Annotated in this window: 24 protein-coding genes; 10 read left to right on the forward strand and 14 right to left on the reverse strand. The window is 71.2% G+C overall.

What is annotated here, in order from left to right; translation table 11 throughout:
- Positions 1-72: 72 nt before the first annotated feature.
- Both OG266_RS35860 and OG266_RS35865 read right to left on the reverse strand, forming a co-directional pair.
- The gene (locus OG266_RS35860; RefSeq protein ID WP_371550814.1) at positions 73-1395 is read right to left on the reverse strand and encodes a serine-threonine protein kinase; all 1323 of its coding nucleotides are present in this window, start codon (positions 1393-1395) and stop codon (positions 73-75) included.
- A 95-nt stretch (positions 1396-1490) separates the two neighbouring features.
- Entirely contained in the window at positions 1491-2729 is a 1239-nt protein-coding gene (locus OG266_RS35865; protein WP_371550816.1) for an exo-beta-N-acetylmuramidase NamZ domain-containing protein, read from the reverse strand.
- 205 nt (positions 2730-2934) lie between these two features.
- Between OG266_RS35865 and OG266_RS35870 the strand changes: the two genes are divergently transcribed.
- The 3 genes from OG266_RS35870 to OG266_RS35880 are packed head-to-tail and all read left to right on the forward strand — an operon-like array spanning position 2935 to position 5991.
- Positions 2935-3699, forward strand: a complete 765-nt coding sequence (locus tag OG266_RS35870; RefSeq protein ID WP_371550817.1) for an SDR family oxidoreductase — start codon at positions 2935-2937, stop codon at positions 3697-3699.
- Positions 3696-5363, forward strand: a complete 1668-nt coding sequence (locus OG266_RS35875; protein WP_371550819.1) for a class I adenylate-forming enzyme family protein — start codon at positions 3696-3698, stop codon at positions 5361-5363. The genes OG266_RS35870 and OG266_RS35875 overlap by 4 nt, the downstream gene beginning before the upstream one ends.
- 34 nt (positions 5364-5397) lie before the next feature.
- A complete protein-coding gene (locus OG266_RS35880; RefSeq protein WP_266466797.1) occupies positions 5398-5991 on the forward strand; it encodes a TetR/AcrR family transcriptional regulator in 594 nt (197 codons plus the stop codon).
- A 4-nt stretch (positions 5992-5995) separates the two neighbouring features.
- On the opposite strand, the gene OG266_RS35885 is transcribed toward OG266_RS35880, so the two are convergent.
- A complete protein-coding gene (locus OG266_RS35885) occupies positions 5996-6730 on the reverse strand; it encodes a response regulator (RefSeq protein ID WP_371550821.1) in 735 nt (244 codons plus the stop codon).
- A 53-nt stretch (positions 6731-6783) separates the two neighbouring features.
- Positions 6784-8778, reverse strand: coding sequence for a sensor histidine kinase (locus OG266_RS35890; protein WP_371550823.1), 1995 nt, complete (start codon positions 8776-8778; stop codon positions 6784-6786).
- Between the two features lie 177 nt (positions 8779-8955).
- On the opposite strand from OG266_RS35890, the gene OG266_RS35895 reads away from it, so the two are divergent.
- The gene (locus tag OG266_RS35895; RefSeq protein ID WP_371550825.1) at positions 8956-9528 is read left to right on the forward strand and encodes a hypothetical protein; all 573 of its coding nucleotides are present in this window, start codon (positions 8956-8958) and stop codon (positions 9526-9528) included.
- Positions 9529-9621: 93 nt separating this feature from the next.
- On the opposite strand, the gene OG266_RS35900 is transcribed toward OG266_RS35895, so the two are convergent.
- The 5 genes from OG266_RS35900 to OG266_RS35920 form a co-directional block, all read right to left on the reverse strand.
- Positions 9622-10836, reverse strand: coding sequence for an acyl-CoA dehydrogenase family protein (locus tag OG266_RS35900; RefSeq protein ID WP_266466811.1), 1215 nt, complete (start codon positions 10834-10836; stop codon positions 9622-9624).
- Positions 10837-10842: 6 nt separating this feature from the next.
- Complete coding sequence (locus OG266_RS35905; RefSeq protein WP_266466815.1) at positions 10843-11865, reverse strand: phosphotransferase family protein; 1023 nt, start codon at positions 11863-11865, stop codon at positions 10843-10845.
- A gap of 166 nt (positions 11866-12031) precedes the next feature.
- Positions 12032-12328 carry a hypothetical protein gene (locus OG266_RS35910; protein ID WP_266466818.1) on the reverse strand — a complete coding sequence of 99 codons (297 nt, stop codon included), beginning with the start codon at positions 12326-12328 and terminating at the stop codon, positions 12032-12034.
- A 110-nt stretch (positions 12329-12438) separates the two neighbouring features.
- The gene (locus tag OG266_RS35915; protein ID WP_266466821.1) at positions 12439-12771 is read right to left on the reverse strand and encodes a DUF202 domain-containing protein; all 333 of its coding nucleotides are present in this window, start codon (positions 12769-12771) and stop codon (positions 12439-12441) included.
- Entirely contained in the window at positions 12768-13160 is a 393-nt protein-coding gene (locus tag OG266_RS35920; protein WP_266466824.1) for a YidH family protein, read from the reverse strand. The genes OG266_RS35915 and OG266_RS35920 overlap by 4 nt, the downstream gene beginning before the upstream one ends.
- Before the next feature lie 52 nt (positions 13161-13212).
- On the opposite strand from OG266_RS35920, the gene OG266_RS35925 reads away from it, so the two are divergent.
- Complete coding sequence (locus OG266_RS35925) at positions 13213-14076, forward strand: hypothetical protein (protein ID WP_371550829.1); 864 nt, start codon at positions 13213-13215, stop codon at positions 14074-14076.
- Here the strand turns inward: OG266_RS35925 and OG266_RS35930 are convergent.
- Together OG266_RS35930 and OG266_RS35935 are read right to left on the reverse strand one after the other, a co-directional pair.
- Complete coding sequence (locus OG266_RS35930; protein ID WP_329548608.1) at positions 14058-14573, reverse strand: NUDIX domain-containing protein; 516 nt, start codon at positions 14571-14573, stop codon at positions 14058-14060. The two genes, OG266_RS35925 and OG266_RS35930, sit on opposite strands and share 19 nt — an antisense overlap.
- Before the next feature lie 42 nt (positions 14574-14615).
- The gene (locus OG266_RS35935) at positions 14616-15509 is read right to left on the reverse strand and encodes a DMT family transporter (RefSeq protein WP_329548609.1); all 894 of its coding nucleotides are present in this window, start codon (positions 15507-15509) and stop codon (positions 14616-14618) included.
- A gap of 318 nt (positions 15510-15827) precedes the next feature.
- Between OG266_RS35935 and OG266_RS35940 the strand changes: the two genes are divergently transcribed.
- From OG266_RS35940 to OG266_RS35960, 5 genes are all read left to right on the forward strand, one after another.
- Positions 15828-17483, forward strand: coding sequence for an FAD-binding dehydrogenase (locus OG266_RS35940; RefSeq protein ID WP_371550831.1), 1656 nt, complete (start codon positions 15828-15830; stop codon positions 17481-17483).
- Between the two features lie 173 nt (positions 17484-17656).
- Positions 17657-18607 (forward strand): hypothetical protein, encoded by a 951-nt coding sequence (locus OG266_RS35945; RefSeq protein WP_371550833.1) that lies wholly within the window; start codon positions 17657-17659, stop codon positions 18605-18607.
- Positions 18608-18659: 52 nt separating this feature from the next.
- On the forward strand, positions 18660-20243 hold the full coding sequence (locus OG266_RS35950; RefSeq protein WP_371550835.1) for an APC family permease: 1584 nt from the start codon (positions 18660-18662) through the stop codon (positions 20241-20243).
- A 101-nt stretch (positions 20244-20344) separates the two neighbouring features.
- A complete protein-coding gene (locus OG266_RS35955; RefSeq protein WP_266466844.1) occupies positions 20345-21118 on the forward strand; it encodes a molybdopterin-dependent oxidoreductase in 774 nt (257 codons plus the stop codon).
- Positions 21102-21728: a cytochrome b/b6 domain-containing protein gene (locus tag OG266_RS35960; RefSeq protein WP_371550837.1), complete on the forward strand. Its 627-nt coding sequence runs from the start codon at positions 21102-21104 to the stop codon at positions 21726-21728. The genes OG266_RS35955 and OG266_RS35960 overlap by 17 nt, the downstream gene beginning before the upstream one ends.
- 2 nt (positions 21729-21730) lie before the next feature.
- Here OG266_RS35960 and OG266_RS35965 read toward each other — a convergent pair whose 3' ends face one another.
- The 3 genes from OG266_RS35965 to OG266_RS35975 all read right to left on the reverse strand — a co-directional run bounded on the left by OG266_RS35965 (position 21731) and on the right by OG266_RS35975 (position 24824).
- Positions 21731-22909, reverse strand: coding sequence for a hypothetical protein (locus OG266_RS35965; protein ID WP_371550839.1), 1179 nt, complete (start codon positions 22907-22909; stop codon positions 21731-21733).
- A gap of 68 nt (positions 22910-22977) precedes the next feature.
- Positions 22978-24003, reverse strand: a complete 1026-nt coding sequence (locus OG266_RS35970) for an L-idonate 5-dehydrogenase (RefSeq protein ID WP_371550841.1) — start codon at positions 24001-24003, stop codon at positions 22978-22980.
- Positions 24004-24065: 62 nt separating this feature from the next.
- Positions 24066-24824 (reverse strand): SDR family oxidoreductase, encoded by a 759-nt coding sequence (locus tag OG266_RS35975; protein WP_266466858.1) that lies wholly within the window; start codon positions 24822-24824, stop codon positions 24066-24068.
- Between the last annotated feature and the right edge of the window lie 12 nt (positions 24825-24836).

Raw genomic sequence — 24836 nt, forward strand, 5'->3', positions numbered from 1 at the left:
GCGTTTGTCCTCGCTCGTTGGCCAACAGGTGTTAGGTGTACGAGTGTTGGCCCACGCCCGTTGACCGCAAAGTCACCGTACGCGCCCCGCGGACAGCACCACCTGCGCCAGTTCCCGGTGGCAGATGTCGCTGTGGGCCCCGGACGGGGACCCGCCGCGTTTCACCACCGAGGCGGCGTCGATGTTCACGCATCCGGTGGCGGGCAGCTTCGCCTTCAGGGCCTCGGCCAGTGTGAAGGCGCGGGTGCCCGCCACCGCCTGCACCCCGTCGTGACCCATCGCGCCCCACTCGGGGCCCAGCTTGCGGCCGATGCCGAAGTCCGCCGTGACCGTCCGGGAGTCGTTCGCCATCCGGGAGGCCAGCGGATAGATCGTGCCGAGTGCGGAGTCGAAGCGGGAGTAACAGCACACCAGGGGGCCGTCGATGCGGTTCTGCCGGCCGTTCAGCGCACCGCTCGCCCGTGGGTCGTGCGGCAGCCGCGCCGCGAACGCGTAGTGCGAGAACGCCCCTTGGAGCAGTGTCACGGACTTCACCGCGCGCACGCTCTCGGGCAGTCCGCGCAGGGCGAAGGAGACCAGCCGCCCACCGAAACTGTGCCCGACGAGATGGACGCGCACCTCCGGTGAGGCCTTGGCGAGTTGACCGATCAGGGGCCCGAGACCACGCTCACCGACCGTGCCGGCCCGTCGCTTCATCGCGTAGTAGGTGGCCTGGCGCAGCAGTTCGTGCGCTCCGTCCCACAGGCGCGGCATGGCGAACGAAGCGCCGCCGGAACTTTCGAGCCCGGCCAGTGCCTGCGCGAACTCGCCGCAGACCGTCGCCGTGTCCCCGAAGAGCATCAGAGGGTCGCCCGCCGGCTCCCCCTCCGCCAGCGTGTCCGCGGCGAAGGAAGCCTGCGGACCCCCTGGCCGGACCTCGACGAGCAGCCGTACCAGACGGCCGAACTCCTCCAACGAGGCTCCCTCGTCAGGCTGTTGGTCCAGTAGCCGGGCGATCTGCTCGACCACCGTCGCGCGGCCCGGGAACACCTCGAGGAGGGCGTGCCGGGTGCCCTTGTCGAGCACCGGCCGGGCGGCCGCGGGGACTTCGGCGGCCACCGACGGGGGCAGGTCGGGGATCGGCTCGTCCGAGAACCGCATCGAGGGCCACAGCACACCCACGTATCCCAGGCGGGCCTGCGGCGCCAGCGCCGGCACGGGTTCGAAGAAGCGGCTGTAGAGGCGGGTCGCGCCGGAGCGGTCGGTGTTCCAGCCGTGCGAGAAGACGATCAGGTCGCGGACCTTGCGCTGCACCATCTCCTTGACCAGCCGGTCCCGTTGACGGCCGTCCACATCTCCGTCCGCGTCGAAGGTCAGTTCCCAGTACGGAGTCACGCTCATTTCCGGATCGGCCATGACGAAGCCCCCTTCGGCCCCCGTTGGCGGTGCGATGTGGGCGCATCGTCCTGCGGGCGCCGGAGGTTGGCCAGACTCCAGGCACTGGGCACACTTCATCGATACACGAGGTACTCCTCGCGCACGGTCCGGAACGCCGCCAACTCGTCCTGCCAGGCGGCCACGACCTCGTCGGCCGTCGCCCCTGCGTCGACCATCGTGCGGACGCTCGTGGACCCGGTCAGCTTGTCGATCCAGTTGTCGGCGCGCCAAGTGAAGCCGCTCCAGACCTTCTTGGCGGTCACCAGGAGGGCGATTCCGGTGCGCACGGGGTCGTATGCGGCCCGGTCGTGCACATGGATCTGCACCCCACCGATGGTCTTGCCCTGGAACTTGGAGAAGGTGGGAGCGAAGTACGCCTCCCTGAAGTGCACGCCGGGCAGCCCGAGTTGCCCGACCGCCTCGGCCCAGCTCCGGTCGATGCCCTCCGCGCCGAGCAGCTCGAACGGGCGGGTCGTGCCCCGCCCCTCCGACAGGTTCGTCCCCTCGAAGAGACAAGTCCCGGAGTACACCAGGGCGGTGTCGGCCGTCGGCATGTTCGGGCTTGGCGGCACCCAGGGGAGACCGGAGGAGTCGTAGAACTCCGACCGCCGCCAGCCCGACATCAGTACCGTCTCCAGTGCCACCGGCGTCGTCAGGAACTCCCCGTTGAACAGCCGTGCCAGCTCCGCCACCGTCATCCCGTGCGACTGGGCGATCGGCTGCCGTCCCACGAAGGTCGCGAACTCCTTGTGCAGGACGGGACCTTGGGCCGCCCGCCCGGTCACCGGGTTCGGCCGGTCAAGGACCACGAAGCGCTTCCCCGCCAGCTGGGCCGCCTCCATGCAGTCGTACAGCGTCCAGATGTATGTGTAGAAGCGCGCGCCCACGTCCTGGATGTCGAAGACGACGGTGTCCACGCCGGAGGCGGTGAAGATGTCGGCGAGGGGCTGACCGCTCTTCAAGTACGTGTCGTAGACGGGCAGTCCGGTCGCCGGGTCGTCGTAGCGGCCCTCGGAGCCGCCCGCCTGCGCGGTGCCGCGGAAGCCGTGCTCGGGGCCGAAGACGGCGGTCAGGTTCACGCGGTCGTCGGCGTGCATGACGTCGACGATGTGGCGTACGTCGCGGGTGACGCCCGTGGGGTTGGTGACGATGCCGACGCGCTGGGCGTCGAGGGGGGCGTAGCCGCCTGCGGCGAGGCGTTCGAAGCCGGTGCGGAGCCTGCGGCCGCCGGTTTCCTTCGCTGCGGCCGGAGCCGGTGTCAGAGCCGCCGCCGCTGTGCCGGCGGCGAGCAGTGTCCGTCTGGACAGGCGCATGGTGTGACCTCCGTGATCGCGGAAGGTTGGCATAGGCACGCTAGGCGCTCCCGCCGGAAGTTCGTAGGCTGCGGGCCGCCTGTGGCTGGTCGCGCCGTTCCCCGCGCCCCTTCGGGGCGCTGCCCAGCCCCCTTCCCTCCGTACATACCGACCGGTTAGTCTGGCGACGCAGCAGAGCCGATTCTCGTCGCGTCGAAGGAGACCGATGGTGGAAGCCGTGCAGGATGCCGGAGTGATCGTCACCGGAGCGGGGGGCGGTATCGGGGCAGCGCTGGCCCGCCGCTTCGCCGCCGCGGGGGCCAGAGTCGTCGTGAACGACCTGGATGCCGTCAAGGCGAAGACCGTGGCCGACGAGATCGGCGGCATCGCGGTCCCGGGCGACGCGTCCGCGATCGTGGCCGAGGCCCGGGACGCCCTCGGCGGCACGGTCGACGTGTACTGCGCCAACGCGGGCCTCGCCTCGGGCGGGACGGAGGCGGCCGACGAGAAGGTCTGGGCCCTCGCCTGGGACGTCAACGTCATGGCGCACGTCCGCGCGGCCCATGAGCTGCTCCCGGCCTGGCTGGAGCGCGGCAGCGGCCGTTTTGTCTCCACGGTGTCGGCGGCCGGGCTGCTCACCATGATCGGCGCCGCGCCGTACGCCGTCACCAAGCACGGTGCGTACGCCTTCGCCGAGTGGCTTTCGCTGACGTACCGCCATCGCGGCCTGAAGGTCCACGCGATCTGTCCGCAGGGCGTGCGCACGGACATGCTCGCCGCCACCGGCAGCGCGGGCGACCTGGTGCTCCAGCCCACCGCCATCGAGCCCGAGGACGTCGCGGACGCCCTGTTCGCGGGCATCGCGGAGGACCGCTTCCTGATCCTGCCGCACCCCGAGGTCGCCGGGTACTACGAGGCGCGGGCCACCGACCCCGACCGCTGGCTGACGAACATGAACCACATCCAGCAGAAGTGGGAGTCGAGCCAGTGACCGTCTCCGCGTACGCCGCCCAGCCCTGGCTGGCCCTGCTCAACGATGTCCAGCGCGCACCGGTGAGCCCCGCCGACTCCCTGGTGCAGGCCCTGCGCGCGGCCGTGGAGACGGTGCCGGACCGCCCCGCCCTCGCCTACTTCGACGGGCGGCTGAGCTACCGCGAGGTGGACGAGCTGAGCGACTCCGTCGCCGGGCACCTCGCCGCCCGTGGCCTGGAGCGTGGCGATCGGGTCGCGATCCTGCTGCAGAACTCCCCGCACTTCGTGCTCGCCCTGCTCGGCGCCTGGAAGGCCGGTGCCACCGTCGTGCCGGTCAACCCCATGTACAAGTCGGGGGAGGTCGCCCACGTCCTGCGGGACGGCGAGGTCGCGGCGCTGATCTGTTCCGACCGTGCCTGGGACACGTATCTGCGCGAGACGGCCGCCGACTCGCCCGTACGCATCGCGCTCACCGCCTGTGAGTTGGAGTTCCAAACCCGTAACGACGCGCGCGTGCTGGCCTTCGAGCGGCTCCCGCAGGCCGCGGACGCCGACGACCTCGTGACCGTCGCCCGGCAGGGCCACAAGGCGCCGGGGGACCGCGACCCCGTCCCGTCCGACATCGCGCTGATCAGCTACACCTCGGGCACCAGCGGCGCCCCCAAGGGGGCCACCAACACGCACGGCAACATCATGTACAACGCCGAGCGGCAGCGGACCGGCCTCGACCTGCCCGAGGCGCCCGTCTACTTCGCGATGGCGCCCCTGTTCCACATCACCGGGATGGTCTGCCAGCTCGTGGCGTGTCTCAACAGCGCCGGGACGCTGGTCCTCGCCTACCGCTTCGAGGCGGGCGCCGTTCTCGACGCGTTCGCCGAGCACAAGCCCCTGTACACGGTCGGCCCGTCCACCGCCTTCATGGCGCTGGCCGCGCACCCCGCCGTCACGCGCGAGCACTTCGCCTCCTTCCGGAACATCTCCTCCGGCGGCGCGCCGCTGCCGCCCGCCCTGGTGGAGAAGTTCCGCGCCGGCTTCGGGCCGTACATCCGCAACGGCTACGGACTCACCGAGTGCACCGCCCCCTGCGCCTCCGTGCCGCCCGCGCTGGAGGCTCCCGTCGACCCGGTCTCCGGGACGCTGGCCGTGGGCGTACCGGGCCCCGACACCGTCGTACGCATCGTCGACGACCAGGGCCAGGAGGTGCCGTTCGGTGAACAGGGCGAGATCGTCGTACGGGGACCGCAGGTCGTGCCCGGCTACTGGCGCCGCCCCGAAGCCACCGCCGAGACCTTCCCGGACGGCGAACTGCGCACCGGCGACATCGGTTTCATGGACGCCGAGGGCTGGCTCTACGTGGTCGACCGCAAGAAGGACATGATCAACGCGTCCGGCTTCAAGGTGTGGCCGCGCGAGGTGGAGGACGTCCTCTACACGCACCCCGCGGTGCGCGAGGCGGCCGTCGTCGGGATACCCGACGGCTACCGCGGCGAGACCGTCAAGGCGTACGTCAGCCTGCGCCCCGGCGCCGATGAGGTCCCCGAAGCGTTCGCCGCGTACTGCAAGGAGAGACTGGCCGCCTACAAATATCCGCGGCAGGTGGAGATCCTGCCCGACTTGCCGAAGACGGCGAGTGGGAAGATCCTCCGTCGGGAGTTGCGTTCCCGCTCACAGGACAGCCAGTAGACAGCCAGGACATCAAGGAAGGCAGGTGGCGGCAGTGCCCAGGACGACGGACGGTGACGGTACGCCCGTCCCGCAGCGGCTCTTGGCCGCCGCCACCCGGCTCTTCGCCGAGCAGGGCTACGACCGCACCTCCGTGCAGGAGATCGTCGAGGCGGCGGGCGTCACCAAGGGGGCGCTCTACCACTACTTCGGCTCCAAGGACGACCTCCTGCACGAGGTCTACGCGCGCGTGCTGCGCATCCAGCAGGAGCGGCTTGACGCCTTCGCCGACTCCGACGCGCCCGTCGAGGAGCGGCTGCGGGGCGCCGCCGCCGACGTGGTCGTTACGACGATCGACAACCTCGACGACGCGTCGATCTTCTTCCGCTCCATGCACCACCTCAGCCCCGAGAAGCACAAGCAGGTACGCGCCGAGCGCCGCCGCTACCACGAGCGCTTCCGCGCGCTCGTGGAGGAGGGCCAGAAGAAGGGCGTCTTCTCCACGGCCACCCCCGCCGACCTGGTCGTCGACTACCACTTCGGCTCCGTGCACCACCTGTCCACGTGGTACCGCCCCGACGGCCCACTCACCCCGCAACAGGTCGCCGACCAGCTGGCGGACCTGCTGCTGCGGGCGCTGCGGCCCTGAGGGTTTACGTGTCCACGGCCGGCCCGAGTCCCGCCTCGCGGGCCCACGCCGCCGCCTCCGCACGGTCCGCAACACCCAGCTTCGCCAGCACCGCCGACATGTGGTTGCTGACCGTCTTCGGGGACAGACCGAGCCGGGCCGCCACCGTCGCGTTGGGCGTCCCCGCGGCGATCAGGGTGAGCACGTCCCGTTCGCGCGGGGTGAGCGCCGGACACGGGTCGGGCTGCGGCAGCGGGCGGCTGAGCTGCCCCAGCACGCGCCGTGCCACGCCCGGACCGAAGATCGCCTCCCCGGCGGCCACCGCCCTGATCGCCCGGACGATCTCGTCCTGACCGGCACCCTTGAGCACATAGCCGCGGGCCCCGGCGCGCATCGCCGCGAACACCGAGTCGTCCTCCTCGACCATCGTGAGCATCAGCACCGCCACCGCGGGCGCCACCCGGCCGATCTCCCGTGTCGCCTCGATGCCGTTCATGTCCGGCATCCGAATGTCCATCACGACCACATGCGGGCGCAGCGTCACGGCGGCCCGCACCGCCTCCCGTCCGCCGGAGGCCACCCCCACGACGGACACCCCGGGCGTCCCGTCCCGCACCGACTCCAACAGTGCGGCCAGCCCCGTACGCACGACGGGGTGATCGTCGGCGAGCACGACCCTGAGCGCACCCTCGCCACCGCCCGGTGGCACCGGCTGGAGGCCCCGCTCGCGTGGGGGCTCCGCGTGCTCATCCGACTCCATGCCCGCCTCCCCAGCTGTTTCAGTACCCGGCCTCCCGTGCGGCTCATGCCCCGCTACGGCGGCTCCCCGAGCGGCAGTGTCGCCTCCACCCGCCCCCGCCCCACCACACAGCTGCCGCCGAGCTCCGCGGCGCGCTCCTGCATCGAGGTGATGCCCACCCCGGGGCGCCATGCCGTCTCCCCATCCACCGGGGAGCCGTCGTCGCAGACCTCCAGGCGCAGCCCTTCGCCGATCTCGATGCGGAGGTCGACGCGGGTCGCACGGGCGTGCCGGGCCGCGTTGGTGAGGGCCTCGGTCGCGATGCGGTACGCGGCGACCTCCACGGCGGCGGGCAGCGGCGGCAGCAGTTCGGGGGCCCGCACCCGTATGGCGATGGGAGTGCCGTCCGCGCGCCAGGACAGCCGGGCCGAGCGTTCGCGCAGGGCGCCCAGCAGCCCGAGCTGGTCGAGGTCCGGCGGCCGCAGTCCGTCCACCAGCCGGCGGATCTCCCCGACCGCCCCGCCGATCTCGGCGCGCAGCTCGGCGAGCAGCCCCGCCGCCCGCTCCGGATCGAACGCGAGCAGATTGCGTACGGCATCGGCCTGGAAGGCGGCCCCGGCGAGCGTCGGTCCGAGCCCGTCGTGCAGATCCCGGCGGATCCGGCGACGCTCCTCCTCCCGCGCGGCGACGATCCGCTCCCGGGAGAGCTGGAGCTGCCGGGACAGATCGGTGGCGTGCAGGGCGGCCGCCAAAGGCACCGCGAGCAGTTCGAGTACCGCGAGATCGGCCGGTGTGACCTGCTGCTCGCCGGGCCGCAGCCCGATCACCAGCTCACCGACACGACGGCCGTCGTAGTCCAGCGTCACGACATGCGTGAGCTTTCCCGGAGTTCCCCAACTGCTGCTCGGCGCCCCGGACTCGGCGGCCAGATGGGCGTACGGCAGCCGCAGTCCCTCGCCCACCGCCTCGGACACCGCGCCGACACCGCCTCCGGCCAGCCGCTCGCCGATCCGGGAGACCGCGCGGACCGGGTCGTGGCGGTCGCCGTAGAGGGCTCGGTCGACCGTGCGCTGCAGCAGACGGCGGGCGGGCTCGAAGGAGACGGCGAGGACAACGGAAATGAGGGCGGGCCCCAGCAGTTCGGGATGGGGGTCGAGGAGCGACTGGAGGAACGTGACGAGGCCTACGTAGGCGGCGACCACTCCGACGGTGAGCGCTCCGTACAGCAGGCCCCGCGAGACCACCAGCCGGATGTCGAGCAACTCGTGCCGGATCACGGCGATCATGATGGCGACCGGCAGCAGCAGGGTGCCGTACGACGTGTAGACCGGCGGGAAGCCGAAGACCTGCAGCATGATGCTCAGCAGCAAGGGCAGTACCCCCGCGAGCAGCCAGAGAAGCCGGCGGCGGTCCTGTTCCCCGCCGCGGCGGTAGCGCAGCCACATGACGGCCATGACGGCGACCAGGACGAGACAGGCCTTGACGGTCACCACTCGCTGAAGGACGGGCAACCAGCCTGGTGACACCGGGAAGTACGACGGCTGGGCTCCGGTGCCGTCGTAGAGCCCCCAGTCGTAACGCGCCCAGTAGGCGATGTCCAGGGGCGACGCCACCAGTTGGGCGATCAGCGCCCAGCGCCAGCGCCGGCCGGGCAGCCTTCCGTCGGGAAACAGGAAGAACACGAACACGAACGCCGTCGAGCTTGCGACGATCCAGGTGTGGCGCCCGATCGTGGTGAGCACGTGCAGCGCCTCGGGGGACCAGCCCGCCCGCAGCCCTTCGACCGCAAGGCCGGTCGACAGCCCCGTGAACGCGTGCCCCAGCCCGTAGACGATCAGCAGCCATCCGATGGGATTACGCGGACGGTGCAGCGCGATCACCGTGCCGCAGACGGGATAGGCGAGACCGACAGCCAGGTCGATGACCATGTCGTACTGGACCAGATCCGCCCCGGACACCCCGGCGACGGCCAACGCCCCTGCTCCCACGGCCACTTGCGTCAGCGCCAGGAGCAGCAGGACGTACGCCGTGACAGTGCGCCGCCGGGTCCGCCCGTACTCGTCCTCCATGTGAGCCATCGTCCTGGCCGGACGCCCGGGTGTCATGGGAACGGTTCCCGGTCCACCCGGGAGAACTTCCGGCGACCGCCCGGCGGTACCCCCTCAACTCCCGGGCCCCCGCAGCCCGATGCTCATAGCAGCGGGCCGGCGGAAGAGCCACCGGACCGGCAACGGGGGAGAACAGTGATGGTTTCAGTGAACCGGCGTCTGGTGGGCCTCGCCTTGGGCTCGGCACTCGCTCTCGGCGGCACGGTGGCCGTGCCCGCCGCAACGGCCGCTCCGGCAGGGGCACCGTCGGCGTGCGGCCACTTGCTCAGCAACAGCTACATCTACGAACGCTGGAGCGATCTGGGCGGCGTGAACGGCATGCTCGGCTGCCCGCGGACCAACGTGCTCAACGTCAAGTCGGCGAACGGGACGAAGCTCGGCAAGCGGCAGTACTTCGACAGCGGGAACGTGACCTTCTCGCCCCGCCAGGGCCAGGAGATGGTGGTCGCCGCCTGGGAGCGCAACGGCTACGCGTACTTCAACTGGGGTCCCACCGACCCGTACCACTACGACGTCTTCCTGGTCCGCTACACCAGCGCCGCCGACGCGGGCGGCACGCAGGTCACCCTGCGCGGCGGCACCACCGGCGGGATGTGGGTCCAGAAGCACACCTCTGGGACCTACAGCTTCAAGGTCGAGGGCTGCGACAAGGGCACGTTCGGTCTGAAGTGCCGCCAGGGGTGGACGCTCTCGGCGACCACCCGCAACTGACCAACACCGCTCGGGGGAGAGGGCCGGTGAGGGCGCGTCAGCCCTCACCGGCCCTCGTGTCACACGCCTACCTCGGCGGCGCCCAGCCTGGCGTCACACGTACTTCTTGATCTCCCGGTGGGCCAGCGACCGCTGATGCACCTCGTCCGGTCCGTCCGCCAGCTTCAACGTCCTCGCGCTCGCCCACAGTTCGGCCAGCGGGAAGTCCTGGCTGACGCCGCCCGCGCCGTGCAGCTGGACCGCCTTGTCGAGGATGTCGACGACCGTGCGCGGAGTGGCGATCTTGATGGCCTGGATCTCGGTGTGGGCGCCCTTGTTGCCGACGGTGTCCATCATCCAGGCGGTCTTGAGGACCAGCAGGCGCAGCTGCTCGACGGCGACGCGGGCATCCGCGATCCAGTTCTGGACCACGCCCTGCTGGGCCAGCGGCTTGCCGAAGGCCGTACGGGACACGGCCCGCCGGCACATCAGCTCGATCGCCCGCTCGGCCATCCCGATCAGCCGCATGCAGTGGTGGATACGGCCGGGGCCGAGCCGGGCCTGGGCGATGGCGAAGCCGCCGCCCTCCTCGCCGACCAAGTTGGCCACGGGGACCCGGGCTTGATGGAAGACGACCTCGGCGTGCCCGCCGTGGGAGTGGTCCTCGTAGCCGTACACCTGCATGGCGCGCCGGATCTCGACGCCGGGGGTGTCGCGCGGCACGAGCACCATGGACTGCTGACGGCGGATGTCGGACCCCTCCGGGTCCGTCTTGCCCATCACGATGAAGATCTTGCAGTCGGGGTTCATCGCACCGGAGATGTACCACTTGCGGCCCGTGATGACGTACTCATCGCCGTCCCGTTCGATGCGCGTGGTGATGTTCGTGGCGTCGGACGAGGCCACCTCGGGCTCGGTCATCGCGAACGCGGAGCGGATCTCACCGGCGAGCAGCGGCTCCAGCCACTGCTTGCGCTGCTGCTCGTCGCCGAACTGGGTGAGCACCTCCATGTTGCCGGTGTCGGGCGCGGCGCAGTTCAGCGCGGTGGGCGCCAAGTGCGGGCTGCGGCCGGTGATTTCGGCGAGCGGCGCGTACTGGAGGTTGGTGAGCCCGGCGCCGTACTCGGAGTCGGGGAGGAAGAGGTTCCACAGTCCCTGCCTGCGGGCCTCGGCCTTCAACTCCCCGACCACGGCCGGGGTGTCCCACGGCGAGGCCAGCTGAGCGCGCTGCTCCTCCGCGACTGCCTCCGCCGGATAGACGTACTCGTCCATGAAGGCGAGCAGCTTCCCGCGCAGTTCCTCGGTGCGGGCGTCGAATGCGAAGTCCATGGCGGATCAGCCTTCCTGAAGAGTGGTCAGGCCGTGCTCGATGAAGACGGGGGTCAGTTCGCCGATGCGGTCGAAGCCCGCACCGACCGTCTGGCCCTGCGTGTAGCGGTAGTGGATGCCCTCCAGGATCACGGCGAGCTTGAACCACGCGAACGCCGTGTACCAGGGGACGGCGGACACGTCGCGCCCCGAGCGCGCGGCGTACCGCTCGACGATCTCGGCCGGGTCCGGGTGCCCCGCGGCCGAAGCGGTCGTGCTGATGGGGGAGTTGGGCATTTCGAGCGGGATGCTGTACATGACCAGCAACCCCAGATCCGTGAGCGGATCGCCGAGCGTGGACATCTCCCAGTCCAGGATCGCGTTGATCCGGTCGTCGGCGCCGATCAGCACGTTGTCGAGCCGGTAGTCGCCGTGCACGACCGTGGGTGCGGGGGAGTCGGGGAGCGCCCGGCCCAGTGCCGCGTGCAGTTCGTCGATCCCGGCCAGCTCGCGGTTCCTGGACGCGTCCAACTGCTTGCCCCAGCGGCGCAGTTGGCGGTCGAGGAAGCCCTCCGGGCGCCCGAAGTCCGCGAGGCCCACCTCGGCGGGATCCACCGAGTGCAGCTCGACCAGGGTGTCCACGAGCCCGAGCACCGCGCCGCGGGTGCGCTCCGGGCCGAGCGGGACGAGTTCCTCGGCGGTGCGGTACGGCGTGCCCTCCACGAACTCCATTACGTAGAACGGGGCTCCGAGCACCGACTCGTCCTCGCACAGGATCACGGGGTTCGGCACCGGCACCGCCGTCGGGTGCAGTGCGCTGATCACCCGGTGTTCGCGCTTCATGTCGTGCGCGGTGGCGAGCACATGCCCGAGCGGGGGCCGCCGGACGACCCACTTCGTCGTGCCGTCCGTGACCGCGTACGTGAGGTTGGACCGTCCGCCTTCGATCAACCGGCCGGTCAGCGGGCCGGTCACCAGCCCGGGCCGCTCACGGTCGAGCAGGCCGCGCAACTGGTCGAGATCGAGACCTGGCGGGTGGTCTGGGCTCATCTTCGCTCCTCGGCACACGGAAATCAGGATGTGACCATGATGCCGACCAGTCGGTATGTCGTCCAGCGGGTGAACGAAACGTGATCGGCGTCTCCCCCTCCCGGGCGCCAAGGCAATCAGGGCAACCGGGGAGCTGAGGGGGAGACGCCGAGGATCCGGACAGGTCCTAGTGGTCGTCCCAGTGCCCCTCGTGCTCGGCGTGCCGGTGCCCGTCGTGCACATAGTCGACGTGGTCACCGTGCTCGACCGCGGGGTGGCCGCAGCCGTCGCCGTGCTGGTGGCCGTGCCCGTCGTGCGCGGTGTGACCGCTCGACTCGCACTCGTCCCAGTGCCCGGAGTGCTCCCGGTGGAGGTGCCCGTCGTGCGCGTAGTCGACGTGATCGCCGTGTGGCACGGCGGTGTGACCGCAGGTGGGGCCGTGGGCGTGCTCGTGCGCTGAGTGCTCCGCGTGGAGGGTGGTCATGGTGCTCACCTTCGGAGGTGGTGGGGAGTCGGAAACGACGTCAGGCTAGCGCCAGAAAGCATCCTAAATCGTGCCATTCCGACTCGCGTGCCGACGTCGTACCGGCTCCCTCAGAACACCAGCGCCGCCGCGCACACCGCCAGCGCCACCGTGCACAGCGCCGCGAGCGTCGCGTACCGGGGTGTGAGCGCGGGCGGTCCGCCCGGGCCGGGCGCGGTGAGCACGCGGATGCGGCGGTGGGCGATGGCCAGGAAACCCAGCCAGAGCGCGCAGCACAGGACGCAGACCACGACTCCGGTCACCGACAGTCCGCCGTGCAGCGTCGTCTTCGCGGCGAGTACGGCGGCCACGGTGCTCGACAGGGTCGTACGCCGCCACGCGAGCCTCGTCCGCTCCGGTTGCAGGCCCGGGTCCCGCTCCTGTTCCCGGGCGGGAGCCGTCATCCTTCCCAGCCGAAGAGGACGACGACGACCATCGCCACGGCGACGACCGCGACCGCGATGCTCAGCACGGCCGGGAAGCGCGACACCGGCAGGTCCTCGCCCTTCCGCATCGCGATCTCGCACCGCACCCAGTGGTTGACGGCCCGCAGGGAGCAGAGCACGCCCGCCGCCAGCAGAGCCAGGGCGAGGCCGACGCGCCATCCCCACCGCAGGTCGGGCAGGAACTGATCCACCGCGAAGCCGCCGCCGATCAGCGCCAGCGCGGTGCGCAGCCACGCCAGAAAGGTCCGCTCGTTCGCCAGTGAGAAGCGGTAGTCGGGCGTGCTGCCCTCCGCCTCTACGTCCCGGGGCGCGAACCACAGCTGGACGTTCCGTACGAATTCGATCACGACCTGGACCCTACCGGGCGCATTGTCAGTGCGGCTCGCTACCGTTCGAAGCATGGACGTTCCCCTGTCATTGGCCCGGTACGCCGAGCCGGGCCACGGCATCGCGCCGGCCGAGGAGTTGCTCGGGCTGGCCGGATTCTGGCCCGCCTACTTCCTCCCGGGCTGGGACGAGTTCATCGAGGAGCCCGGACTCTTCGGCGCCGACGAGGCGGACGTCGACGCCGCGACCGAAGCGCTGTACAGCGCTCGGGAAGTCTGGCCGGCCTACCGAATACCGCTGGCCGGCGGGCACTTGCTGTGGATCGTCCACCGCAACTTCCCGGACGACCCCGGCACGGACTACCTGATCACGCACCCCGACTGGGACCGGGACGTGCCCCTGGCCTCGCTGGAGGGCCACTTCAGCGGCCCGGGGCTGTCCTGGCCCGAGCTGGTCGCCGTCGCCGACTCGGCCCCGGCGCGGGCCGCGGGCGTACGGGACCCCGCGCTGCGGCTGCTCCTCCTGCTGCCCGCCTTCGGGGACGCGGACGTGCCGGTGGCCGAGGCGGTGTCGAGGATCTCCGATGCGCTCACCGCCGTGGGGGTCCCGGAGAGCGCGGCGCCCGAAGTGGCCGAGCGGCTCCTCGACCACCCGTTCTGGGACGGGCCGACGTGGACGACGCAGGGCGAGAGTCCGCTGAGCGGTGGCACGACCGGGGCGAGCCCCCTCGCGGTGTGCGACGGGCGCTACAGCCCGCGCATCCTGCCACCCGCCCTGGGCGGCATACCCGCCCACGCGCGGGCGCTGGCCGACGCCCTCGCGGGGACCGGGTCGGGTGCGGACGGGTCGCGAGCGGATGGGTCAGGAACGGCTGCGTCGGGAGCGGACGGGTCAGGAACGGCTGCGTCGGGAGCGGGTCAGCTCAGCGAGCGATAGTCCTTGAGCCGCTCGTACGCCGCCAGGCCGTCCGGGACCCAGGTCCAGTCGGTGAGGTGGCGCTCCACCTCGTCCTCGGGGAGGAACCGGTGCCAGGCGACCTCTTCGACCTGCGGGTCGACCGGGAGCTCGCAGCGGACCTCGTGGACGGAGGACCACCAGCTCTGGCCGGCCCCGTTGTCGTACAGGAACTTGAAGAGGGGAACGGGCTGGGGGAGCCCGGAGACGCCGAGCTCCTCCTCGGCCTCCCGCAGGGCCGCGTCGTCGTACGTCTCGCCCGCGCCGACGACTCCGCCGACGAACATGTCGTACAGGGAGGGGAACACCAGCTTGGTGGGTGTCCGGCGGTGGACGAAGATCCGGCCCTCGGCGTCCCGGGCCTGGATGAACACGCACCGGTGGCGCAGGCCGAGCGCGTATGCCCGACCGCGCGGGGACTGCCCGATGACCTGGTCGTTCTCGTCCACGATGTCGAGGATCTCGTCGGCGGCACTCATGACCCCATCCAAGCAGGGCCGAGCCAGCCGAGCGGACCGTCCTCAGTGCGGCTGAAGATCCAGCGTCGGCTTCGTTGCAGACGTCCCGCGCGGCATCGCCGGATGCAGCCCGAGCAGCACGATCCCCACCACGACGGCTGCGAGCCCCGCCGCCTCCCAGGCGAGCGCCCCGGCGTCCGTACGCAACTGGTCCCCGAGGAACCCGACCCCGCAGACGATCCCGGCCAGCGGCTGAGCCGCGGTGAGCGCGGGCAGCGACATCCTCAGCGGCGCGGTCTCGAAGGCGCTCTGTACAAGGACCAGGCCCGTCACGCCGAGGACGAGAACCGCGTACGGCTGCCAGCCGGTGAGCAGCTCGGCCCAGCCGCCCTCGCCGAACCGCTGCCCGCTGACCCGGGTGAGCGCGTCCTGGACGCCGTACAGCAGACCCGCGGCCAGGGAGAGCAGCACGGGCATGGAGCTGAGCCGGGTCCGCTTCGCGTACGCGGTGAGCAGCAGCGCGAGCCCCACCATGACGCCGATGATCAGCCAGTGCCGCAGGGGATCACTGATGGCGTCACCGCCCTCCGGCTGCCCAGCGACGATGAACGCGCTGACCCCGCCCGCGAGCAGCAGGAGCCCGGCCCAGCCCTGCCGGCCCAGCGGCTGCTTGGTCTGATGGCGGGAGAGCGCGAGGGCGAAGAGCAGGTTCGTCGCGAGGAGGGGTTCCACCAGGGAGATCTCGCCCTTGCCCAGGGCGATCGCGCCGAGGACCATGCCGCACACCATGAGGCCGATGCCGCCCAGCCACCGGGGCACCCGGACGAGGTCGAGCAGCAGGCGGGGGGAGAGGAAGTCGCTCAGGGGGGCGTGCGAGGCGGCGTTCTGCTGGAGCACGAAGCCGAAGCCCAGACAACAGGCCGCGCTCACAGAGAGGATCAGAACGAGAACCGACACGCTGTGTACCTCGATACATCGGGAGTCAGTGCGGGCCACGGGTGCGTATCGCGCCGACTGTAGTGCCACGGGCCGGGGCCTGCCCCGACAGTACCCGGATCCGGGCAGTTGACTCGGTCACTCTTCTTGCCGAAGGATCTGACCGATCAGTAACAACGAGTGGTCGAGCACCATCGGCGACCACCGCCTTCCACACCACAAATGTCTCATCAACCAGCGACGAAGCCGATCGGTTCGTGACGAACCTCATGACCATTCTCATGGGGAACTCCATGCCCGAACCCATCCGGCCAGTCGGATTGCCGAGAGGACGGGCCCATGGCCTACGACGCAGATGTGATCGTGATCGGAGCGGGCCTCGCGGGGCTCGCAGCGACCGCGGAGCTCGTGGACGCCGGGCGCAAGGTGATCCTCCTCGACCAGGAGCCCGAGCAGTCGATCGGTGGCCAGGCGCACTGGTCCTTCGGCGGGCTCTTCTTCGTGAACTCGCCCGAGCAGCGCCGCCTGCGGATCAAGGACAGCCATGCGCTGGCCCTCCAGGACTGGATGGGAACGGCCGGTTTCGACCGTGCCGAGGACCACTGGCCGCGTCAGTGGGCCGAGGCCTACGTCGACTTCGCGGCCGGCGAGAAGCGCTCCTGGCTGCACCAGCAGGGCGTCCGCTTCTTCCCCGTGGTGGGCTGGGCCGAGCGCGGCGGGTACGACGCCAACGGGCACGGGAACTCGGTGCCCCGCTTCCACATCACCTGGGGGACGGGCCCCGGCCTGGTCGCGCCCTTCGAGCGGCGCGTGCGGGCCGGCGTCGCCCGCGGCCTCGTCCAGCTGAAGTTCCGCCACCGCGTCACCGGTCTGTCCCGCAGCGCGGGCTCCGTCGACACCGTCACCGGCGAGATCCTGGAGCCGTCCGGCATCGAGCGCGGCCAGGCGAGCAGCCGCACGGTCAGCGGCGCCTTCGAGCTCAAGGCCCAGGCGGTGATCGTCACCTCCGGAGGTATCGGCGGCAACCACGACCTCGTGCGCGCCAACTGGCCCGAGCGGCTCGGCAACCCGCCGGAGCGGATGATCGCCGGTGTGCCCGCGCACGTCGACGGCAAGATGCTCGCGATCGCCGAGGAGACGGGCGCCCGCCTCATCAACCGCGACCGCATGTGGCACTACACCGAGGGCATCCAGAACTGGAACCCGATCTGGGAGAACCACGGCATCCGCATCCTGCCCGGCCCGTCCTCGCTCTGGCTCGACGCCCGCGGCAAGCGGCTGCCGGTGCCGCTCTTCCCCGGCTTCGACACGCTCGGCACCCTCGAACACATCATGAAGACCGGGTACGACTACACCTGGTTCGTGCTCGACCAGAAGATCATCGGCAAGGAGTTCGCGCTCTCGGGCTCGGAGCAGAACCCCGACCTCACCGGCAAGTCCATCAAGGACGTCATCGGGCGGGCGCGCGCCGATGTGCCCGGTCCGGTCAAGGCGTTCATGGACAACGGCGTGGACTTCGTCGTCGAGAAGGACCTGGGCGCGCTCGTGCGCGGCATGAACGCGATCACCAAGGAGTCGCTCATCGACGAGGCCGCGCTGCGCCACGAGATCGTCTCGCGCGACCGGGAGATCGCGAACCCCTTCACCAAGGACCTCCAGGTGATGTCGATCCGCGGCGCCCGCAACTACCTCGGCGACAAGCTGATCCGTACGGCGACCCCGCACCGCATCCTCGACCCCAAGGCCGGCCCGCTGATCGCCGTCCGCCTCAACATCCTCACCCGCAAGACCCTCGGCGGCCTGGAGACCGACCTCTCCTCGCGGGTGCTGACCGAGGGCGGGGACCCGTTGGAGGGTGTGTACGCGGCGGGGGAGGCCGCAGGGTTCGGCGGCGGCGGAGTCCATGGCTACCGCTCCCTCGAGGGCACGTTCCTCGGCGGCTGCCTGTTCTCCGGGCGCGCGGCGGGCAGGGCGGCGGCCAAGGCGGTGAACTGACCTGACCCCGGCCCGTGCGGTGGACGGGAGCGGGCCGTGGGATCAACACCCCGGCCCGCAAGGGCGGTTGAAACGTGTACTGAGTCCAGCGGCACTTGACGGGAACCTGTGGCTCCGGCTTTGCTGTGCGTGATCAGTCCCTGACAAACCGCGCCCAGTGAGGAAACGCCGCGGTGTCGCCACCCCCGCCACCCCTCGGCCGCGGTCGCAAGCGCGCGGCTCAGGCCTTCGACGCCGCGCTCGACGACGCCGAACTCGTTGCCGCGCGCGCCTCGTTGAACCAGGGGCGGTGGACAGCGGTCCGCGCGCTGCTCGCCGGGACCGGCGACGACTGGGACCGCCGGGGCCATCGCGTCACCGTTCTCGCGCAGGAGCCCGCCGCCCTCGCCTGGGCCCGCGACTGGCAGCTCGCCGAACCCGAGTCCGGCGACGCGGCCGTGCTTTTCGGCTGTGCCACCGTGCAGCAGGCACTGAAGGGGAAGGAGCGCCCGGAGCGCGCCCGCGAGGCCTGCCACACGGCCGCGGCACTGGTGCCCGCCGATCCCACGCCCTGGCTCGGCCTGCTCCTGCTTGAGCGCTCCCTCGGCGGCGAGGAGGACGTGGTCCGGCTCTTCGACGAGGTGCGCCACCGCTACGCCGATCACCACCACGCCCACCACCTGATGGTCGCGCGGCTCGCCGAGCGCGGCGCCAAGTCGGGCCAGGACCCGCTGCACGAGGTGTACGACTTCGCCAACTGGGCGGCCGAACAGGCCCCCGCCGACTCGCCGTTGGCCATCCTCCCGGTCGTCGCGCACGCCGAGCGCTACCGCGTGCTGGCCAAAGCCGGCATCGAGTCCACCGACCCCGTCGCCTCGGAGCACTGGCTCGGACGCCGGGCCCGCCAGGTCATGAAGGCCGCCTTCGACTGGTGGCTGGAGTGGGAGCGCGACGACCACCCGCGCCGCCATGTCGACCTCAACTTCCTTGCCCACGCCAAGTTCTGCGAGGGCCGGGCAGCCGAGGCCGCCGCCCTGTTCCACCGCATCGGCGAGCACGCCACCCCGGCGCCCTGGTCGTACCCGGACCGAGATCCCTACCTTGCCTTCCGCGCCGCACGCGACAGCGCGCTCGGCGCGGTCTGAACGCCACCCCCCGAAAACCGGACATCCGAACATCCGAAAGGACAACCCCGCGATGACGACGGGCAGTTCGAGTACGTCGAGTACGTCGAGCACATCGAGTACGGCCGGCACGGGCGGACCGGCCACCGCCGAGGCCGGCATCAGCACCTTCAAGGGCCAGGACCGCGCACTGCGCGCCGACCGGCTCGGCACGGGAGGACTGCTGCTGTCCGTCCTCGCGGCGACCGCACCGCTCATGGTGGTCGCGGGTGTCATGCCCACCACATTCGCGGTGATGGGCATCGTCGGGCAGCCGCTGCTCTTCGTCATCCTCGGTGTGGTCCTGGTGCTCTTCAGCGTCGGGTACGCCGAGATGAGCCGCCACGTCCACAACGCGGGCGCCTTCTACGCGTACATCTCGCGCGGCCTCGGCGGTACCGCGGGGGCGGCCGCGGCGCTGGTCGCGCTGGTCGCCTACAACGCCCTGCAGGTCGGCATCTACGGCATCTTCGGCTTCGAGGTCTCCGGGCTGTTCGCCACCTACCTCGAACTCGAAATCGCCTGGTGGATACCGGCGTTGGTGGCGGCGCTCCTGGTCGGCGCGCTCGGCTGGCTGAAGATCGACGTCAACGCGCGCCTGCTGGGCGTACTGCTGATCGTGGAGGTGGCCCTCGTCGTCGTCTTCGACCTCGCCGCCGTCGCCGACCCGGCGAAGGAGGGCCTGTCGCTGCACGCCTTCAACCCGGACACCCTCACCGGCGCCGGGGTCGGCACCGCGCTCTGCTTCTGCATCGCGGCCTTCCTCGGCTTCGAACAGGCCCCCGTGTACGCCGAGGAGACCAGCAAGCCGCACATCCTGGTGCCGCGCGTGATGTTCTTCGCGGTCGGCGGAGTGGCCGTCTTCTTCGCGCTCAGCAGCTGGGCGTTCACCATCGCGGCGGGCCCCTCCGGGATCGTCGGCGCGTCCCAGGAACAGGGGCCAGGCCTGCTGTTCTCCCTCACCGAGTCGCGGCTCGGCGGCACCTTCACGGACGTACTGCACGTCCTGTTCGTGACCGGCATGTTCGCGGCCATGCTCAGCTTCCACAACGTCGTCGCGCGGTACACCTTCGCCATGGGCCGGGAGGGACTGCTGCCGTCCGCCTTCGGCCGGACCACGGGCACCAGCGGCGCCCCCGGCACCGGCTCGCTGCTCCAGACCGCCGTGTCCCTGGTCGTCGTGATCGGCTTCGCCATCGCCGACGACAAGCCGACCGGTGACCCGACCGCGCCCGTGCTGCAGCTGTTCACCTGGGGCGGCAACATCGGCGCGCTCGGCGTGATCCTGCTGATGGCGGCAGCCTCGCTGTCCGTCATCGTCTTCTTCGCCCGCCGGGGCTCCGCGCGGGCCCAGGCCTGGCGCCTCGCCACGGCGGCGGTCGCGGGCACCGCCCTGCTCATCATCGCGGTCTACACGGTCAAGGACTTCGACGTCCTGGTCGGGGCGGGCCCGGGCTCCTCGCTGAGCTGGCTGCTGCCGTCCATCGTCGGAGCGGCGCTGGTCGCCGGCCTGGTCCAGGGCCTGGTGCTGCGCTCCCGCAAGCCCGAGGCACACGCCCGGATCGGTCTCGGCAACGAGGCGTTCCAACTGGACAAGGCGGCGGAATCCGCTTCCTGAACGGCGCGCTTCCTCAACGGTGAGTAATAAGTGGTTACGGAATTCTGACGAGCACCCGCCGCCCCTGGCCCTTTGGGGGTCGCGGGTGCTCGAATCAATAGGTGAACTCTGAACATCCCGACGAGCGGGAGCCGGAACGACCGCGAGCCCGGGAACCGGAACACCCCGAGGAGCGCGGAGCGCCGGTCGGCCGTCGGGTGTTCCTCGGCACACTCGGACTCGGCGCGCTCGGCGTGCTGGCCGCCCCCACCCTCCAGCGCGGCCTCGAGTCCTTCCTCGCCGGCGCGTCCGACAAGGACCCCACCGGCCTGACGGGCCTGCTCCCCAACGGCGGCGGCTTCCGCTACTACTCGGTGGCGTCGTCCGTCCCGCACAAGGACGCGACGGACTACCGCCTCACCGTCGACGGCCTGGTCGACCACCCCGCCTCGTACACCCTCGCCGAACTGAAGGCCCTGCCGCAGACCCGGCTCGTGCACGACGTCCAGTGCGTCACGGGCTGGCGGGTGCCGGGCACCCCCTTCGAGGGGGTCCGCCTGTCCGACCTCCTGGACGCCGCGGGAGTGCGCTCCACGGCCGGGGCGATCCGCTTCACCTGCTTCGACGGCATGTACACGGAGAGCCTCACCCTCGAGCAGGCCCGGCGCCCCGACGTCCTGGTCGCCCACCGCATGCAGGACAAGGCCCTCGGCCACAGCCACGGCGGCCCCGTCCGCCTCTACGTCGCCCCCATGTACTTCTACAAGTCCGCCAAGTGGCTCTCCGGCATCACCGTCACCGAGGACGTCCGTCCGGGCTACTGGGAGGAACGGGGCTACGACGTGGACGCCTGGGTCGGCCGCTCGAACGGACGCGACGATGAACCTACGAGTTGACGACGCCCCGGCCCTCGCCTCCCGCGTACGGCGCTTCAGCCGCGCGGAGAGGTGGGTGCACCGGGTGACGGCCCTGCTCATGGGCGTGTGCGTGGTGACCGCGGCGTGCCTGTACGTTCCCCAGCTCGCCGAGCTGGTCGGGCGCCGCGAACTGGTGGTCCGCATCCACGAGTGGGCGGGACTCGCCCTGCCCGTGCCCGTCCTGGCAGGTCTCGCCTCCCGCGCCTTCCGCTCCGACCTGGGCCGGCTGAACCGCTTCGGCCCGCACGACCGCGTCTGGCTGCGCTCCGCTCTGCGCCGCGACAAGCGGCACTCGGCCCGGCCCGCGGGCAAGTTCAACGCGGGCCAGAAGGTCTACGCGTCGTGGATCGCCGGGGCTTCGCTGGTGATGCTGGGCACGGGTCTGATCATGTGGTTCACCCACCTCACTCCCTTGATGTGGCGCACGAGCGCGACGTTCGTCCACGACTGGCTCGCCCTGACGATCGGCATCGTCCTGGCCGGTCACATCGGCATGGCGCTCGGCGATCCGGAGGCGCGACGGGGCCTGCGGACGGGCTCGGTGAGCCGCGAGTGGGCGGAGCGCGAGCACTCGTTGTGGCGCCGCTGACCTCATGGGGCCGGTGACGCCGAGCTGTTGCCGGTGGGTGCTTCCGGGCAGACGCTCGCGGGCGGGCCGGGGGACTCCTCCGGGTCAGGAGCCACGAGGGTGAAGGCGTTCTCCCTGGTCGCCGAGTCGCCGTACCGGACTGTCACGCTCACGGACTTCGGATACCGCCCCGTGGCCAGGCTCGGGGCGGCGATGCAGACGACCGCCCGGTCGCCCGACCCCGACACGAGCACCTGGCCGGTCTCCAGAAGCTCGCCGTCGATGAGGACGGCGGCGTTGTCCCGCAGTTCCCCGTGGTCGAAATAGGTGTCGTGGACCTCGATCGTGACGGCGTCGCCCGGCCGTGCCTCGGTGCGGTCGACCACGTTCACCGCCGCGATCCCGAAGTCGCAGGCATCCTTGCCGGGCGGCGAACTCGGCAACGGCACTGTGGCCGACGGGTGTTGTCGGTGGAATTCCAGGATCCCGCCGAGTACGGCGTACGCGGCACGCTCCTTGCAGGTGCTGAGCCCACCCGCGGCGGCGGCGTGGTCCGAGGCCGCCGTGGCCCAGCTGCCGCCCTGACCCTGGACGGCGGCGCAGGCGTTGGCCAGGCCGTGGAGCACCTGCCAGCCGGCCTCCGCCGAGATGCTCCGCAGGGTGTCCCGGCAGTCGGAGGGGGTCATGCGGAGGGTGTCGTAGACGCTCTCGGGGTCGGGGGCGTTCCCGGCGTTGGGTGAGCTCGGGCCCGGCGGGAGCCAGGCGGGGGCGTCGATACGGACGCCACCGACGGGATTGCCAGGAGTACTGGGAGCGCTGGGGGTGGCGGGGCTGCTTCCTGAGCCGCTGCCCCCACCGGATCCACCCGAATCAGTGGATCCACCCGGTCCGTCCGATCCGCCCGACCCGCTCATCGTGCCGTTGTCGGGCGGCTGCCCGGTGGGCGTCCCGGCGGCCGTCCCCCCGTCCGTTCCTCCACTCGCTGCCCCGCCCGAGACGCTCGTTCCGCCCCCGGAGGAGTCGTCCCGCCCGCCTCCGTGGTCTTCGCAGGCGAGCGCCGTCGTGATCGCCAGGGTGCCCGCCAGGCACACCCCCGCTATGCGCACTCCGAGCGAAGCCCCCATGACACCCCCGATGCCATCGCCCCTGGGCGTCAGCGAGCGGCCGGTGGCCGCGGGCGGCCCCAGGGACAGGTCTCCCATGATGGGACTGTCGCCGCCCGGCGGGAAGTCGATTCCGCCAGGCAGCGACAGCAGTGGTCAGAGGTTGCTCAGGAGGCGAAGTCGAGCAGCACCTTGCAGGACCGGCCGCGGTCGGCGGCCAGTGCGAACGCCGATTCCGCCTCCCGAACCGGCACCACGGCACTGATCAGCCCGTCGAACGCCGGCTCGGCCGCGAGCAGCGTCAGCGCCTCGTCGAACTCGGTGTCGAAGCGGAACGCGCCCCGCAGTTCGATCTCCCGGCTGACGACCAGGTTGCCCGCGAAGGAGCTCAGCCCCGGCGGCAGCATGCCGAGCTGCACGACGACCCCGCCACGCCGTACGAGGCGGAGGCAGGTGTCCAGACCCGCGGCGACACCGGACGCCTCGATGGCGACGTCGACCTCCGACGGCCACCCGGGATCGCCGGGGTCGTCGGCCCGTACGACCGAGTCCGCGCCCGCCGAGGCGGCGTACGCCAGTGCCTCCGGCAGGAGATCGGTGGCCGTCACCCGCGCGGCGCCCGCGGCCTTCGCGGCGGCCACCACCAGGCAGCCGATGGGCCCGGCCCCCGTCACCAGCACATGCCGCCCGGACACCGAGCCGGCCCGCCGTACCGCGTGCAGTGCGACGGACAAGGGCTCGGCGAGCGCCGCCCGCCGCAGCTCGAGTCCTGCGGGCAGTGCCCGCAACTGCTCGGCGGGCACGGTCACTTGGGCGGAGAACCCGCCCTGGATGTGCGGCATCCGCGCCGCGCTCCCCAGATACCGGGTGTCACGGCACACGTTCCGGCGCCCGTCGGCACACTCGGGACACACGCCGCACGGAGTCGCGGGGTGCACGGCAACAGCCGTACCCGGTAGGGGACCTGAGGCACCGTCACCGTACGACAGCACCGTCCCCACGACCTCGTGCCCCAGCACCATCGGCTCCCGCAGCCGGAAGTCGCCGACCCCGCCGTGCCGCCAGTAGTGCAGGTCGGACCCGCACACCCCGCCGTACCGGACCGCGACCAGGGCCTGCCCGGGACCGGGGGAGGGCGCGGGCAACTCGTCGACCCGCAGGTCGTTCTCACCGTGGATCACACAGCCGAGCATGGTCGGGCTCCCTTCACCGCGCACTCGTCATGCCACGTCACAGCACACTCGCCATGCACGTCTCACAACACACTCGTCATGCCGCCGTCGACGTACAGCACCTGCCCGCTGACGAAGTCCGCCGCGGGAGAGGCGAGGAACAGCACCCCGCCGACCAGATCTTCCGTACGACCCCAGCGCCCGGCCGGCGTACGCCGCCGCACCCACGCACTGAACTCCTCGTCGGCCACGAGGGGTTGGGTCAGCTCGGTCTCGATGTAACCGGGCCCGAGCCCGTTCACCTGCACTCCGCGGGGACCCCAGTCCGCGCACATGCCCTTGGTGAGCATCTTCAGCGCTCCCTTGGTCGCCGCGTACGGGGCGATGCCCGGACGGACGACCTCGCTCTGCAGGGAGCAGATGTTGATGATCTTTCCGTGGCCGCGCTCGGTCATCCCGCGCGCGGCCTCACGCCCGACCAGAAACGCACTCGTCAGGTTCGTGTTCAGGATCCGGTGCCAGTCGGCGTCCGTGAACTCCAGGAGCGGAGCCCGCAGTTGCATACCGGCGTTGTTGACGAGGATGTCGAGCGGACCCACCCGCTCCTCGACGTCCGCTATTCCGGCGGCGACCGACGGACCGTCGGTGACGTCGAACGCCGCGGTGTGGATCTCACCGGGCAGCTCCGACGCGGCCTTGCTGAGCCGTTCGCCGTCCCGCCCGTTGAGCACCACCGTGCAGCCGGCCTCCGCAAGGCCCCGGGCCAGCGCGAACCCGATGCCGCGACTGGACCCCGTGACCAGCGCCGTACGGCCACTGATGTCGAACAGAGGGTGACTCATACCCGTACCCCT

The sequence above is a fragment of the Streptomyces sp. NBC_00554 genome, assembly GCF_041431135.1.
Taxonomy (GTDB): Bacteria; Actinomycetota; Actinomycetes; order Streptomycetales; family Streptomycetaceae; genus Streptomyces.